Source organism: Sphingobium sp. JS3065, from assembly GCF_026427355.1.
Lineage (GTDB): Bacteria > Pseudomonadota > Alphaproteobacteria > Sphingomonadales > Sphingomonadaceae > Sphingobium.
The window spans coordinates 245,761-260,207 of the sequence record NZ_CP102665.1 but is presented as its reverse complement, the minus strand read 5'-3'; the positions used below and the strand labels follow the sequence as shown (position 1 = coordinate 260,207).

General features: G+C 69.2%; 5 protein-coding genes. All 5 read left to right on the top strand.

Features of this window, described 5'->3' with window-relative positions; all coding sequences use genetic code 11:
• Positions 1-44: 44 nt before the first annotated feature.
• The 5 genes from NUH86_RS18590 (at position 45) to NUH86_RS18570 (ending at position 14,415) form a co-directional block, all read left to right on the top strand.
• Positions 45-3,113 (top strand): CHAT domain-containing protein, encoded by a 3,069-nt coding sequence (locus tag NUH86_RS18590; RefSeq protein ID WP_267252803.1) that lies wholly within the window; start codon positions 45-47, stop codon positions 3,111-3,113.
• A 5-nt stretch (positions 3,114-3,118) separates the two neighbouring features.
• The gene (locus NUH86_RS18585) at positions 3,119-5,161 is read left to right on the top strand and encodes an adenylate/guanylate cyclase domain-containing protein (protein ID WP_267252802.1); all 2,043 of its coding nucleotides are present in this window, start codon (positions 3,119-3,121) and stop codon (positions 5,159-5,161) included.
• Complete coding sequence (locus NUH86_RS18580) at positions 5,148-5,897, top strand: hypothetical protein (RefSeq protein ID WP_267252801.1); 750 nt, start codon at positions 5,148-5,150, stop codon at positions 5,895-5,897. The genes NUH86_RS18585 and NUH86_RS18580 overlap by 14 nt, the downstream gene beginning before the upstream one ends.
• Positions 5,898-6,034: 137 nt before the next feature.
• Complete coding sequence (locus NUH86_RS18575; RefSeq protein WP_267252800.1) at positions 6,035-7,807, top strand: ShlB/FhaC/HecB family hemolysin secretion/activation protein; 1,773 nt, start codon at positions 6,035-6,037, stop codon at positions 7,805-7,807.
• Positions 7,807-14,415, top strand: a complete 6,609-nt coding sequence (locus tag NUH86_RS18570) for a histidine kinase (protein WP_267252799.1) — start codon at positions 7,807-7,809, stop codon at positions 14,413-14,415. Before NUH86_RS18575 ends, NUH86_RS18570 begins: the two co-directional genes overlap by 1 nt.
• The last annotated feature ends 32 nt before the right edge of the window (positions 14,416-14,447 follow it).

The window sequence follows — 14,447 nt, the reverse complement described above, 5'->3', positions numbered from 1 at the left end:
GCGGTTTGGGGAAATTGGTTTGCGGGCTTGCCGGATGGGGCGCCTTGAGTCTGTCCGTGATGGCGCATGCGCGGACGGCGGACGACCGTCCGTTGTTGAGGGACAGTTTTCGCATCGGCAGCGAAGGCGGTGCGCTGTGCCAGGCGCAAAGCGCAACCGGCGATGCCGCTGCGCGCACCATGTTCGATCGCGCATGGACGCTGGTGTGCCGGGATGCGGCGAGGCCGGTTGGGCAGATTTATGCTTTGCGGGGCGGTTCCGGCGGCGTTGACGCGGCATTGCTGGAGCGGTTGGCGGCTTCGCGCAAGGCGGCTGTCGAGTGCGGCGCGCCGGGCGGCGTCACCCTGCCCGGCATCGGCGCGGCGGTCATGCGCAACTGCACCGGGGCAGGCGGCGCTTATCGCATCCTGAGCGTCACGCGGGGGAAAAATATCTACGTCGCGCAGGGTCATGCCGCTTATGCGAGCGCGCTCGACCTGGGGTTGCGGTCCGTCATCGCGGGGCGGACGGTGCCGGGGAAGGTCGATATCGCGACGGTCGGTTTCGATCAGGCTGGCTTCGCCCGGTTGCAGGCGGCGACGCTGGACCCGCAAACCGTGCTGGCCGAGGGTTATCGGCGCAATGCGTCGGGCAATTATGCCGAGGCGGCGGAATTTTTCGACAGCCTGACCGACCGGCTGGCGCGTGATCCCGATGCGGCGAAGCTGACCCCAGCGGAACGGGCCGGGCGGTCGCATGAATATCTGGTCAACCGGGGCCTGCAACTCTCCAATCTGGGGCTGTTCGATCAGGCCGACGCGGCCTTCGCCCAGGCGCGGGGGATCGCGACTGCCGATGCCGTGCAGCTTCGCCTGCGCCGCAATTTCGAGGCGATGCATCATATCAACCGGCAGGATCTGAGCGGCGCGCTGGCCATACTGGATCGTCCATTCGGGACTGGCGCGGGCATGGTGGCCACTGGCGATGGCGTAGTGTCCCTGCCGCCCGAGGTCGCCGCAGAAATGAGCAGCGCGGCGTCACCGGCCCGCGCCCTGGGCGTGCGGCAGGATACAAGGCTGGCCCCCACGGAACGGGCGGCGATCATCGACGCGCAGGCGCAGCAGTTGCGCGGGACGATCCTGCGCCTGTCGGGGCAACCGGGCCCGGCGCGGGACGTGCTGTCCAAGGCGCTGACGAGCGCGGTCGCGATCCGCGACGGGCGGGTCACGTCGATCACTCGCCTGCGCGCCCAATTGCTGGGCGAGATTGCGCTCACCTATGAAGCGCAGGGGGATTATGGGCAGGCCGAGCGCGATCTGAATCAGGCCCTGACGCTGCTGGGCGCGCAATATCCCGAAACGGTAGCGCTGAACGGCGCGCGGGCACGGTTGGGCGCGTTCCTCGTCCGGCGCGGCCGGGATGAGGATGCGCTGAAAATCTATCGCGGCATCATGGCGTCAACCATGGAGAACCGCGCCACGCTGACGGGAATGGCGAACCAGCTTCAGCCTTATTTCAACCTGTTGGCGCGGGATATTCCCAATCGTCCGGAACTGACGGCCGATCTGTTCGCGGCGTCCCAGATGCTGCTGCGGCCGGGCGCCGCCGACACGCTGGAGCAGTTGAGCCGCGAACTGTCCGCCGGCGATGGCGATGCGGCGCGGCTGTTCCGTCAGTCCGTCTCCCTGTCGCGCGACATCGAACGCGGGCGGATCGCGCTGGCGCAGTTGCGGCAGGCGGCGGAGGGGCAGCAGGCGTTGCTGCCGGACGTGGCGCAGGCGCAGGCGGACATCGACCAGCTTGCCGCCGACCAGGCGAATACGCTGGCGGCATTGGCGGCCTATCCGCAATATCGGGCCGTCAGTCCGCAGGGCCTGACGCTTGCGGAGATGCAGGCCACGCTGAAACCCGGCGAGGGTTATTACAAGCTGGCGCAGCTTGGCGACGCACTCTACGCGCTGTGGATCGATGGCGCGGGGACCACCGGATACCGGCTGGCGGACAGCGCGTCGGACGTGGCGCGGAAGGTGGCCGCGCTGCGCGAGACGATCTCCATCGAGGTCAACGGCGTGCAGACCACCTATGCGCTGGACGTGCCGGTGGCGCGCAGCCTCTATCTCGACCTGTTCGGGCCGGTGGAGCAGCGGTTGGCGGCGGTGCGGCACCTGATCTTCGAGCCGGACGGCGCGATGCTGCAACTGCCGGTCAATCTGCTGATCGCGGGCCAGGCGGGCGTCGACGCCTATGAGGCGCGGATCGCAAAGGGCGGCGACGAGTTCGATTTTCGCGGCATCGACTGGCTGGGCCGCGACCATGCGGTGAGCACCGCCCTGTCGGCCCGCGCCTTCCGCGATGCACGGTTGGCGGCGGCATCGAGCGCGGCGCAGAGCTATATCGGTTTTGGCGACAATGCGCCGCTGTCCGGGCCGGTGCTGGCGGCATCCAGCCGTGGAACATTGGCCAACGGGGCGGCGGACGATTGCGGATGGTCGCCCCTGCAATGGAACCGGCCGATCCCGGCGACCGAATTGCGGGAGGCGGCGCAGGCCATTGGCGGGCGGGGCAGCGAAATCGTTACCGGCGCGGCCTTTACCGACGAAGCGGTGATGGGGCGGAGCGATCTCGACACATTCCGCATCCTGCATTTCGCGACCCATGGCCTGGTGACGCCGCCGCATCCGGGATGCCCGGCGCGGCCAGCCTTGCTGACCAGCTTCGCGCCGGACCGGAAATCGGACGGGCTGTTGCAGTTCGGCGAGATTTTCGACCTGCGGCTGAACGCCGATCTGGTGGTGCTTTCGGCCTGCGACACGGCGGGCGCGGCGGGCGTGGAAACCACGCGAGCGGCGGGGCTTTCGGGCGGCGGCGGGGCGCTGGACGGGCTGGTGCGCGCCTTCATCGGCGCGGGAAGCCGGGCCGTCATCGCCAGCCACTGGCCCGCGCCGGAGGATTATCACGCAACCGAAAGGCTGATGGGCGGCCTGTTCGCTGCGGGCGCGGACCAGCCCGTTGCCGAAGCGCTGCGGAACGCGCAACTCAAGCTGATGGACGATCCGGAGACCTCCCATCCCTTCTACTGGTCCGGCTTCGCCATCATTGGCGATGGTGCGCGTCCACTGATAGCCCGCCGCTGATCGCCATGCCGACGCGGGGCCTGCTGCGCCGCGGCGCGCGACTGATGCGGGATGCGGGGCGCTGGCGGCTGGCCGCGACCGGCGTGCTGCTGCTGCTGGCGCTGTTTCTGGCCGGATGGGACTGGAACAGGCCGTTGGGCCGCGGCGCGGCGCGTGAGATCCCGACCGCCGACGCGGAACGGGGCCTGTATGACTGGCGGGCCGCGAGTTTCGCGCCGCGGGCCGGGCAGGACCAGCGCATCCTGATGGTGGTCTATGACGACCAGACGCTGATCGCCACGCGCAAGCGGTCGCCGCTGGACCGTGGTTTGCTGGCGCGGGCGCTGCGCAACATCGACGCCATGGGCGCGAAGTCTATCGGCGTCGATATATTGTTCGACCAGCCGCAGGATGAGGATGCGGAACTGCTGTCCGCGCTGCACGGCATGCGGACGCCGGTCTGGCTGGGCTACGCCAATCTGGGCGACAATCAGGAACAGATCATCTTCGAACAGCAGCAATTTCTGGACCGTTTCGTCCGGGAAGCGCGGACGGACCGGGTGCGCCCGGCAAGTATCCGGCTGGAAACCGATGCCGACAATGTCGCGCGAAGCTGGCCTGCGCCGACGCCCGGCCAGCCGCCGCTGCTGACGCTGGCGATGCAGCCCTCTCCCGCATTCGGCGATTATCGCGGGGCGATCCGTTTCCGGCTGCCGCCCCGTCAGGCGGACGGGTCGGAGGAACCGGTGATCCCCAGCCTGCAGATCGATACGCTCGCCGATCCCGTCATGGCCGCCGCCCTGGCGCCGATGGTGCGCGGGCGGCATGTGCTGATCGGCGGCGACATCGTGGATGTCGACCAGTTCGAGACGCCGCTGTCGGGGCGGCAGGCGCGGTCGACCATGATCGGGCTGGAAGTGCATGCGACAATGCTCGCCCAGTTGCTGGACGGAGCAAGGCTGCCTGCGGTGCCGCGGGGGTGGCGCTGGCTGGCGGCCCTTCTGGTCGTCGGGGCGGCGGGGCTTACCAGCCTGGCGGAGTTGCGCTGGTACGCGCTGGTCCCGGCTCTGGCGGTGCAGGCCGGGGCGATTGCCGGGGGGCCGATCTGGTTGCAGGCACGGGGCTGGGATACGAAGGGCCTGCCCGCCGTCGGCTGGGTGCTCGGCTGGGTGCTGGCCTTCACGGCCATCGGCGTGGCGGCGCGGGCGGTGACGTCGCAGCAGCGGCGTTTCGCGCAAGCGGCGCTGGGCAAATATCTGCCCCGCGACATTGCGGCCCAGATTCTCGCCGAACCGGAGAAACTGGCGCTGCATGGCGAGAAGCGGGAGATCTTCACCCTGTTCACCGATCTGGAGGGCTTCACCAAGCTCAGCCACGCCATCGCCCCGGAAATGGTGGCGCAATTGCTGAACCGCTATCTCGATATGTTGAGCGATGTGGTGCTGGCCCATGGCGGGACCATCGACAAATTCGTGGGCGATGCGGTGGTGGCCTTCTGGGGCGCGCCCATCGCGCGGCCCGACGACGGGCGCAACGCCGCGCTGGCGGCCTATGCGATGTGGCAGGCGGGGGAGGCGTTCCGCCGCGACCTGCCGCCCGGCGTGCCCCCGATCGGGCGGACCCGCGTCGGGTTGCACCATGGCGATGCCATCGTCGGCAATTTCGGCGGCGAGGGGCGCATCCAATATACCGCGCTGGGCGACAGCATGAACACCGCGTCACGGCTGGAGGCGGCGAACAAGGCGCTGGAGACCAACGTGCTGGTGAGCCGGGAGGCGATGCTGCTGTCCGGTCTGGACTGGTGGCGACCAATGGGGCGAGTGCGCCTGAGGGGACGGTCCACGCCCGTCGACCTGTTCGAACCCGCGCCCGATTTCCCGGTCGAGGAGCGGGCGGCGCTGGCCGGGATATTGGTTGCCCTCGATAGCGAGGATGCCGTAACGCAAAATCAAGCGCGGGAACGGCTCAAAGAGATGACTAACCATCATCCGGATGATGCGGCGATCGCCAATCTACTATATCGTTCCGAGCATATCGGGGAAGGAGGCGGGATTTATGGCTTGGGGTAAGCTTGCCGCGCAGTGCGCGCTGGCCGGAGCCTTGGTGATTGGCCTTGGAGCCCATGCCTGGGCCGAAACCATGGTGGTCCGCGCAACGGGTCCATCCGCCGCCGCCTACAAGCCGGGGAGCAAGCTGGCCGATGGCGGATCGCTGGTCCTGAAGGCTGGCGATGTGGTGACGCTGCTGGATGCGAAGGGCACGCGGACCTTGCGCGGGCCGGGCAGCTTCGGCGTCACGGCCTCGGCCAGCGCCGCGCCCGCCAATAGCGTCACGCTGTCCGCCCTGCTGGATACCAAGCGGGTGCGGCGCGCCCGGACCGGCGCGGTTCGCGGCGGACTGGGCGATGCGCCTGCCGCCCCGCCGCGCCGGCCCAATCTCTGGATGGTGGATATCGCGCAATCCGGAACGCTCTGCATCGCCGATCCGGCGGCGGTTCGCCTGTGGCGCGCCGATACGGCCAAGCCCGCGACGGTACGGATCAGTGGCGAGGGGGTGCAGGCGACGGCGAATTTCGGGGCAGGCGAATCGGTGGCCGCCTGGCCCGCCGCCGCGCCGGTGCGGGAGGGCGCGGCCTATCGCCTGAGCGATGGCGCGCGTGCCGCCGATGTCCGCTTCACGCTGGTCGGCGCGGTGTCGCCGGGACTGGACGGCGTGGCATCCAGCCTGTTGGCCCATCAATGCGCGGCACAGCTCGATCTGCTGGTGGAGACGGCGGCGCTGAAGGACGGGCCGGCGCGGAATTGATTGTAGCGGCGCCGATGCGCTGTTACCCGGCGACGGTCGCGGGGAAAGGGAATGACGGGCCATAAAAGGCCCGCGCCTGAAAGAAGACAGGGAGTGGCGGCCGCAAGGGAAGGCCGCCTGACGATGTGGGGACATCTATGGGGATGAAGGGGCAGGTGCGGGCTTCGGGTTTCAGGCGATCGTCGGCTTTGGTGCTGGCGATGCTGATGCCGGTGGCCGCCATGGCGCAGGTCGCGCCGCGCGCGCCGACACGCGAGGAATTGTCGCCTGGCCAGGTGGCGGGCGACGCGGCCCGGCAAAACAGCCGCCTGACGGTGGTCGGCGGGGTCGAGCGTGCGCCCTGCCCGCTGGCCGATCCGCGCTATGCCGATGTCACGGTCAATTTCGCGGATGTGCGGTTCGACGGGCTGCGCATCGTCGATCCTGCCGCGCTGGAGGACAGCTGGCGCGAGTTTGCGGGGCATGACGTGTCCATCGCCAGCCTGTGCGAAGTGCGCGACCGGGCGGCGACGGCATTACGCCAGATGGGCTATCTGGCCGCCGTGCAGGTGCCGCCCCAGCGGATCGAAAAGGGGGGGACGGTCCGCTTCGACATCTTCATGGCGCGGCTGGTCGCGATCGAGCTGCGCGGCGATGCGGGCAATAGCGAGAGGCTGATCGCCGCTCATATGGAGGCGCTGAAAGGCCAGCCGGTCTTCAATGTGCGCCAGGCGGAGCGGCATCTGCTGCTGGCCCGCGATCTGCCCGGCTATGATGTCCGGCTGGCGCTGCGTCCGGCGGGGACGGCCCCCGGCGACGTGGTGGGCGAGGTGCAGGTGGTGCGCCAGCGGGTCGAGCTGGACGTCAATGTCCAGAATTTCGGCAGCAATGCGGTCGGGCGCGTCGGCGGGCTGGCGCGGGTGCGGTTCAACGACATGACCGGGCTGGGCGACAGCACGGTGTTCAGCATCTTCAAAACCGCGCAGCCGAGCGAACAGACGGTGCTGCAAGTCGGGCACAGCATGGCGGTGGGCAGCGACGGGCTGCGGCTGTCGGGCGACCTCACCTATGCGTGGAGCAAGCCGGGGATCGACGGCGTGCCCCTGTCCTCCGAAACCATGATCGCGACGGCGGCGCTCGCCTATCCGCTGGCGCGACGGCAGGTGCATACGCTGCTGGCGACGGGCGGGCTGGATGTGGTCAACCAGGATCTGCGTTTCGGTTCGGGTCCGGTAAAGGATAGGCTGTCGCGCGACCGGCTGCGCGTGCTGTTCCTGCGGCTGGAGGGCGAACTGGTCGATCCGGACAGCATCGTCAGCACGACCGGCTATTCGGGGATAGAACCCAAATGGCGCCTGGGCGGGGCGGTGGAAGTGCGTCAAGGCATTGACGGGCTGGGCGCGAGCCAGCCTTCCACGCCGATCAGCCAGCTTGGCGGCGATCCTTCGGCCTTCGTCATCCGGGCGAACGCGCAGGCGGAATATCGACCGGTGCCGAATTTCACCTTCGCGCTGGCGCCCAGGGCTCAATATAGCCCGGACGTGCTGCTCTCCTACGAGCAGATGAGCGCGGGCAATTATACGGTCGGGCGCGGTTACGATCCCGGCGTGCTGACCGGCGACAGCGGCGTCGGCGTAGCGGCGGAACTGCGTTACGGCAGGATCATGCCGCGTGGGCCGGGGGCCTTCGCTTTTCAGCCCTTCGTCTTCTTCGACGCGGCGTGGATGTGGCATGAGGGCGCCAATTTCGCCGGACTCGATCCGCAGAAGCTCTATTCGGCAGGCGGCGGCCTGCGCGCGACCTGGGACAATCATGCCCGGATCGACCTGACGCTGGCGACGCCGCTGCGCAAGGCCGGTTTCCAGACCGAACGGGGCGGCACGCGGCTGCTCTTCTCTATCACCACGCAGCTTGCGCCGTGGAGGCGATAATGATGGACAAGTCCCGCACCCGTTCGACGCTAAGCCTGCTGGGCGGCTGCGTCAGCGTGATCGCTCTCGGCTGGAGCATGCCCGCCGCCGCGCAGACCGCCTTTCAGGGCAATCCTTCGGTGGTGTTGGGATCGGCATCGATCACGCGGGGGATGACCGACACCATCGCGGTCGACGGCCCGGAAACCGTCATCAACTGGACACCGAGCGACACCGGCGGGACGGGAACCATCGACTTCCTGCCCACGGGGCGCACCGCGCAGTTCACCGTCAATACCAGCGCGCCGCTGACCGATTATACGGTGCTGAACCGCATCCTGCCGGTCGACGGCAACGGCCTGCCGGTGTCGCGCATCGTCGCGCTCAACGGCACTGTGCAGTCCGACCTGTTCGGCAGCACGGGCGGCAAGATATGGTTCTATGCGCCCGGTGGAATCATCGCCGGGCCGACCAGCACATTCAACGTGGGGTCGCTGGTGCTGACCACCAACGACATCGACCTGAGCGGACCCAATGGCGGCAGCCTCTACGGACCCAATGGCGAAATCCGCTTCCGGGGCGTAGCGGGCAGCGGCGCGGCGGTCGAGGTGCAGGCGGGCGCGCAGATCGATGCGCAGGTGGCGGGCAGCTATGTCGCGCTGGTGGCGCCGCGCGTGGTGCAGGCGGGGACCGTGACCGTCGACGGATCGACGGCCTATGTCGGCGCGGAATCGGCCGATATCACGATCAACGGCGGCCTGTTTGACATAGCGATCACCGCCGGGACCACCGACGCCAATGGCGTGGTGCATAGCGGCACGACGAGCGGACCGGCATCGGCCGGAAGCGTAGACGCGCAGCGCGTCTATATGGTCGCGGTGCCGAAGAACAACGCGCTGACCATGCTGCTATCGGGCAATGTAGGATATACGCCGGCGGGGACAGCGACCCCCGACGGGAGCGCGATCATACTCTCGGCGGGCTATGATATTGCAGGCGGGAGCCTGGTCCCGGCGCGCAACGTCACGGCAGGCGCGGACGCTGGCTTCAGCGTGGGATCGGGCGACTGGCAGAACGACCTGACCGGCGCGGCGACCGGCGACATCCTGATCCAGCCTGCGGCCGCCACCCATTTCCTGGGCAATGTCGCGCTCTCTGCCGAGCGGAGCATCACCCTGCGGGCCGACCAGTCGGGCGCGATCACGGCCGACAGGGATATGAGCCTGACCGCCGGGATCGGCGCGGTGGGCGGTCGCATCGACCTGCTCGCCTTTGGCGGCAGCGGCGCGGCGGCGACCAACGGGCAGATCGGCGTCACCGGCAATCTGACTCTGAACGCCATCGGCAATGGCGAGGCTGGCGTCAGCGCGCCGCCGCTGATCGGCGCGGACGCCAGTGGCGGGACGATCAACCTGATCGCGACAGGCGGTGCAATCGAGGCGGCGAGCCTGATCGCCAATGCCGTGGGCTATGCCGGTTATGGCAGCGACCGTTCCGGCAATGCGACGGGCGGCGCGATCACCCTGTCGGCGCTGACCGCCGCCGGACCGTCCGGCACGGAAGGGGGGACGCTGCGCTTCGGCAGCACGTCGCTCGACGCTTCGGCGGGCAGCGCCTTTCAGGTTTCGGTGCCTCCGGTCGATGGCGGCGATGCGCTGGGCGGCAGCATCGCGCTGACCGGAACATCCGGCGGCGCGATCACGGGCGGGCTTGATCTGGGAACGGTCAGCGCCAGCGCGCAGGCGACCGCCGGCGTGGCGAGCACCGGCACCGCAGGCAGCGCGACCGGCGGCAATATCGGCGTGACCATATCCAGCGGCACGCATCAATGGGCGAGCTTCTTCGCGGACGTCAGCGCCGCCCCCGGCTATACGACCGATGGCGGCATCTATGGCGCGGCGATCCCCGGCGCGACCGGCATCGATATCGACATCGGCGGGACGGGCCAGCTCGACATATTGAATTCCGTTTCGCTCTATGCCGATGCGCGGGGCTTTGGCGGCGGGGCTTCGGGCGGCGTCTTGCGGGGCGGACGGATCAATGTCTCCGCGCATGACGGCGGCAGCTTCTCCATCGCGCAGGATCTGTTCGCCAGCGCGGATGCCTCCAGCTTTCCGGCTTTTGCGGGATCGACCTTCCCCTCGCCCCGAACGGCGGATGTGATTGGCGGCATCATCAGCATCGGCGCGGCGGGCGGCAGCTTCAGCGCGGCCGGGCTGTACGCCAGCGCCAGCGGTTCGGCGGGCGACGCGCCCGGCGTGGCGGGCAGCGGAACGGGTGGCGGCGTGACGCTGTTCGCCAGCGCATCGGGCGGGCAGCGGGGCAGCTTTTCACTGACCGATTGCGTCAACTATCTTTGCCGCGTCTCCGCCGATGGCCGTGGCGCTGCGGGCATGGACGGTTCGAACGGCACGGGCGGTTCGGTCCTGCTCTATGCCAGCGACGCTGATTTTTCGGCGGTGGCCGACCTTTCGCTGCATGCCGACGGCATGGGCGGCGGCGCTGCGTCGGACGGGGTGGCGGGACGCGGCGGCGACGGCTTGGGCGGCAGCGTGACGGTAGAAAGCCGCCTTGGCGCGGCGGGGAGCGCCGACCTTCAATTCGGCAATCTTTTCCTGTCGGCGGAGGGGGGATCGGCTCCTTCGATCGACGGCATGTTCTTCAATGGCGGGGATGCCGGAAACGGGACGGGAGGCACGGCCCATATCGCCATATCGGGCGGCACGCTGACCGCCGATCTGGCGGATGCGCGGGCGACCGGCTTTGGCGGAGCCGCCGCCGAAAACTGCCTGACCTGCGAAGGTGGCGGGACGACGCCGTTTCAGGCGGGCAGCGGGCTTGGCGGGTCCGCCGGTTTCCTGATTTCAGGCGGGACGGCGACCATCGGCACGCTGACGCTGGGCGCGCAGGGAACCGGCGGCGAAGCGGATGGAGCGAGCGATCCTCAGTCGGCGGCGGCGCTTGCGGGCGCGGGGCTGGGCGGCGGCGCGTTGCTGGAATCGCGTGGCGGGACGCTGCAATTGACCACCCTCACCGTCGATGCGAGCGGCGCGGGTGGCGCGGGCTATCCGGTCTTTCAGGCGGACGGCGCCGATGGTGGGACCGGCACGGGCGGCAATGCGGCATTGCTGATGACCGCCGGGGGCAACGGGCAGATCACCATCGATGGCGCGGCTATCGTCCGGGCGCTGGGCAAGGGCGGCATCGGGGCGGAGACGAGCGTCGACGGCGCTGGCATTTATCGCGCCGGTTCAGGCGGCGGCGGCACGGGCGGCATGGTGGATGTGACGCTGGCAGGGGGCCGGTTGAGCGCGCCTTCGCTGCTGGTTTCGGCGGAGGGCATTGGCGGGGCGGGCGGCAATAACGGCAGCGACGGCGCGGGCGGCGATGCGGGAGACGGAACGGGCGGCACGGCGCGCTTTTCCTATCTGAACGAGGGCCATGTGATCGGCGCGGTCACGGTCAAGGCCGACGGAACGGGCGGCCAGGCAGGCGATAACGGCTTCAGCAGCTTCGACAACAATGGCAATCCGACCTTCTTCTATGGCGTGGGCAGCGGCGGCGCGGGGGGCCGGGGTTTCGGCGGTAGCGCCTCCATGCTGGTCGATGTCGACCCTGTTTTCGCGAGCCTGACCGTCAGCGCCGATGGCGTCGGCAGCATGGGCGGCAGCGGCGGGACAGGCGGCGCGGGCGGCATGGGAACGGGCGGCGCGGCGACGCTCAACCTGGCGTTCGGCGCGACGACGGTCAGCGGCGCGCTGCGCGTGACGGCTCTGGGCCTGGGCGGTCTGGGCGGCGCGGGCTATGACAATAACGGCGGGCGGGGCGGCGATGCCTTGGGCGGGATCGCGACGTTCGGCCTGTCGGGATCGTCGACCGTGCTGGATGCGGGCGATATCGGCGTGCTGGCCGAAGCGCTGGGCGGTGCGGGGGGCCAGAGCGGCCTGAGCAGCGGCGCGGGGCTTGCCGGTGCGGACGGCGGCCATGCGACCGGCGGCACAGCGCTGTTCGACCTGAGCGCAGGCGCCAGCGCGATAACGGGCGCCGCCTTGCGGGTCAGCGGCAATGCGACGGGTGGCGACGGGACCATCGGCACGGCGGGGCCGGTCGGCGGCGATGGCGGAGCGGGCGGCAATGCCAGCGCCGGGTCAGCGACTTTGCGGATCAACGGCGCGCGCATGACGCTTGGCGGTGGCTTGCAGCAGACGCCCGGCTACAGCGTGACGGCTGTCGGTCTGGGCGGACAAGGCGCAGATGGCAGCGCGGGCAGCAATGCGGGACTGAGCGGCGGCCTTGGCGGTCGGGGCGGCGACGGTGCAGGCGGTATCGCAGCGTTCGATGCGGTCGATGGCGATTATGTGCTGGGCGGCATCACGGTGCTGGCGGACGGGCTGGGCGGCTTTGGCGGGATCGGCGGGACCGGGCCGGGAGGCAGTTCGGCCGCGGGAGCGACCGGTGCGGGCAGCGGCGGCACCGCCAGCTTCGGCAATGGCGACAGCGGCACGCTGCTGCCGGGGGCGCAGCGGCTGATCGACGGGCTTTTCATGAGCGCAAGCGGTGATGCCAGCGGGCGCGTCCTATTGGCCGACAGCAGCACGGCGGCCGGTGGCGGCCTGCGCGTCAGCGGATCGATGGCGCTGGCCAGTCTGGGCGCGCCGGTCGCGGGCTTTTCCGGGATTTCCGTCACCGCCATCAACGGCGTGCAGGTCGGCGGAAGCGCCGACTTCGCGAGCGACGGGCCGCTCTCCTTCGCCTTTGCTGGCACGGGTGGAGTGACGGTGAGCGGCGCGCTGACGGGCCTGTCGGCCACGCGCATCGACCTCAGCCACAGCGGGAGGCCCGCGGGCAGCGACAGCCTGTCCGCCGACAGCATATTGTTCACGACGCCGGGGGATGTGAGCCTGCTTTCGGCTGGGGCGCTGCGGGCGGCAGGCGGGATCACGATCCTGAGCGCGGGCGGCAACATCAACCTCGCCAGCGGCAGCGCGTTGAATGCGGGCGGCGATATGCAGCTCCTGGCGCAGGGCGGCCTCAACGGCGCAGGCGCGGCTGCGCAGGCATCCGGGGCGATCGTCATGACCGCCAACGGCGGCGGGATCGCCATCGGCAGCGCAGCGGCGGGCGGCGCTCTGACGCTGTCCGGGTCAGGCATCGGCGCATCCAGCTTATCGGCAGGCGGCCAGAGCCTGTTGAACGCAGGTACGGGCAGTCTGATCGTAAGCGACATCGCATCGGTGGGCGCGATTACGGCCAATGGCGGCACCGTCGGCCTTGGCGCAACCGGCACCATGAACATCGCCCAGGCCAATGCCTCATCCGGACCGTTGATATTGAATGCGGGAGGCGCTCTTTCCATCGTCGACGCGAGCGCGGCGGGCGATATGACGCTGGGCGGCGGAACGATCGCAGCGACGACGCTCAATGCCGGGGGATCGCTGATCGCCGCCGCGACGGGAGGCGCGAGCTTCGGCAGCGTGACGTCGCAGACGGGCGACATCCTGTTGAATGCCGGGGGGCTGCTCAGCCTGTCCGCTCTGGTCAGCGCGCGGACGATCACGATCGGATCGAGCGACATCGTCATCGGCGGCGCGGCGCAGGTCGGCAGCCTGACCGGGACGAGCCGCATCGCCTTCCGTGCGGTGAACCTGCAACAACCGGCTTATGTAGGCGGCAATGACGTGGCCGGAACCTACAGCCTTTCGGCGGCGGAACTGGCGCGGGTCGCGGCGGCCGATCTCGCCATCGACGTTCCTGCGCGGGGCGTGGCGGGGACGCCGGACGTCATCGTGCAGGATCTGACGATCGGCACGGCCAATCTGCCGAGCGGCGGGGTGCTGTCGATCGGAACCGGCGGACATCTGCGCGTTCAGGGCGCGGTACGGATGACGGGACGTTCGGGACAGGGCGGGTTGACGCTGTCCGCTGGCCAGGCGCTGGAAGTCGTCGCTGGCCCCGGCCTGATCGACATCGGCGACGGCAATGGCGGATTGGGCGGCGTGCTGACGCTCGACAGCCCAAGCATCATCGTCGCGACCTTGTCCGCCATTGCGGATGTCGCGGCGACGGGTTCGCTCTATGCCAATGATCTGCGCCTGGCGCAGAATGACGGATTGGCGAACGATGCGGGCATGCTGCGCGCGGGGACCATCCGGGCAAATGCGGCCCAGGCCTTCTTCATCCAGAATTCGGGCGTTTCCAGCGCGATCCTGGACCGGCGCGGCTTTACCGCCAATGACCTGATAATCAATTCGCAGGGCACAGGACTGCGGATCGCGGTCAATGGACAACTGGTCCTGTCGACGGGCGGCTTCGCGCAGGGGTTGGAGACGATTCCGCTGGTCGCGGTCAACGGCTCCTATGCGCCGGGATCGAAGGTCAATGGCTGCCTGATCGGCAATCCCGCCGCCTGCTTCAGTTCCGCTTTCGACAGCCGGGATACATGGAATGGCGTGCTGGACCCTTCGGTGCAGGCCGGGCGCATCTTCACCCTGTCCCTGATCGAATTGCGCGACATCGTGGCGCAGGGCTATCCGCCGCTGATCGACGAGCCGGTTACCGGCGCGGGCAATGAGGATTTGTGGGAACGGTCCTGCGGCGGACCGGGCGAACAGACCTGCGACGCGCCTTGACCGATCCGAGCCAAAACGGGATTGAAACGACG

Excerpts from the sequence above, each read along its gene's own strand:
- NUH86_RS18585 (WP_267252802.1), top strand. The coding sequence starts at position 3,119 with ATGCCGACGCGGGGCCTGCTGCGCCGCGGCGCGCGACTGATGCGGGAT.
- NUH86_RS18580 (WP_267252801.1), top strand. The coding sequence starts at position 5,148 with ATGGCTTGGGGTAAGCTTGCCGCGCAGTGCGCGCTGGCCGGAGCCTTG.
- NUH86_RS18575 (WP_267252800.1), top strand. The coding sequence starts at position 6,035 with ATGGGGATGAAGGGGCAGGTGCGGGCTTCGGGTTTCAGGCGATCGTCG.
- NUH86_RS18570 (WP_267252799.1), top strand. The coding sequence starts at position 7,807 with ATGATGGACAAGTCCCGCACCCGTTCGACGCTAAGCCTGCTGGGCGGC.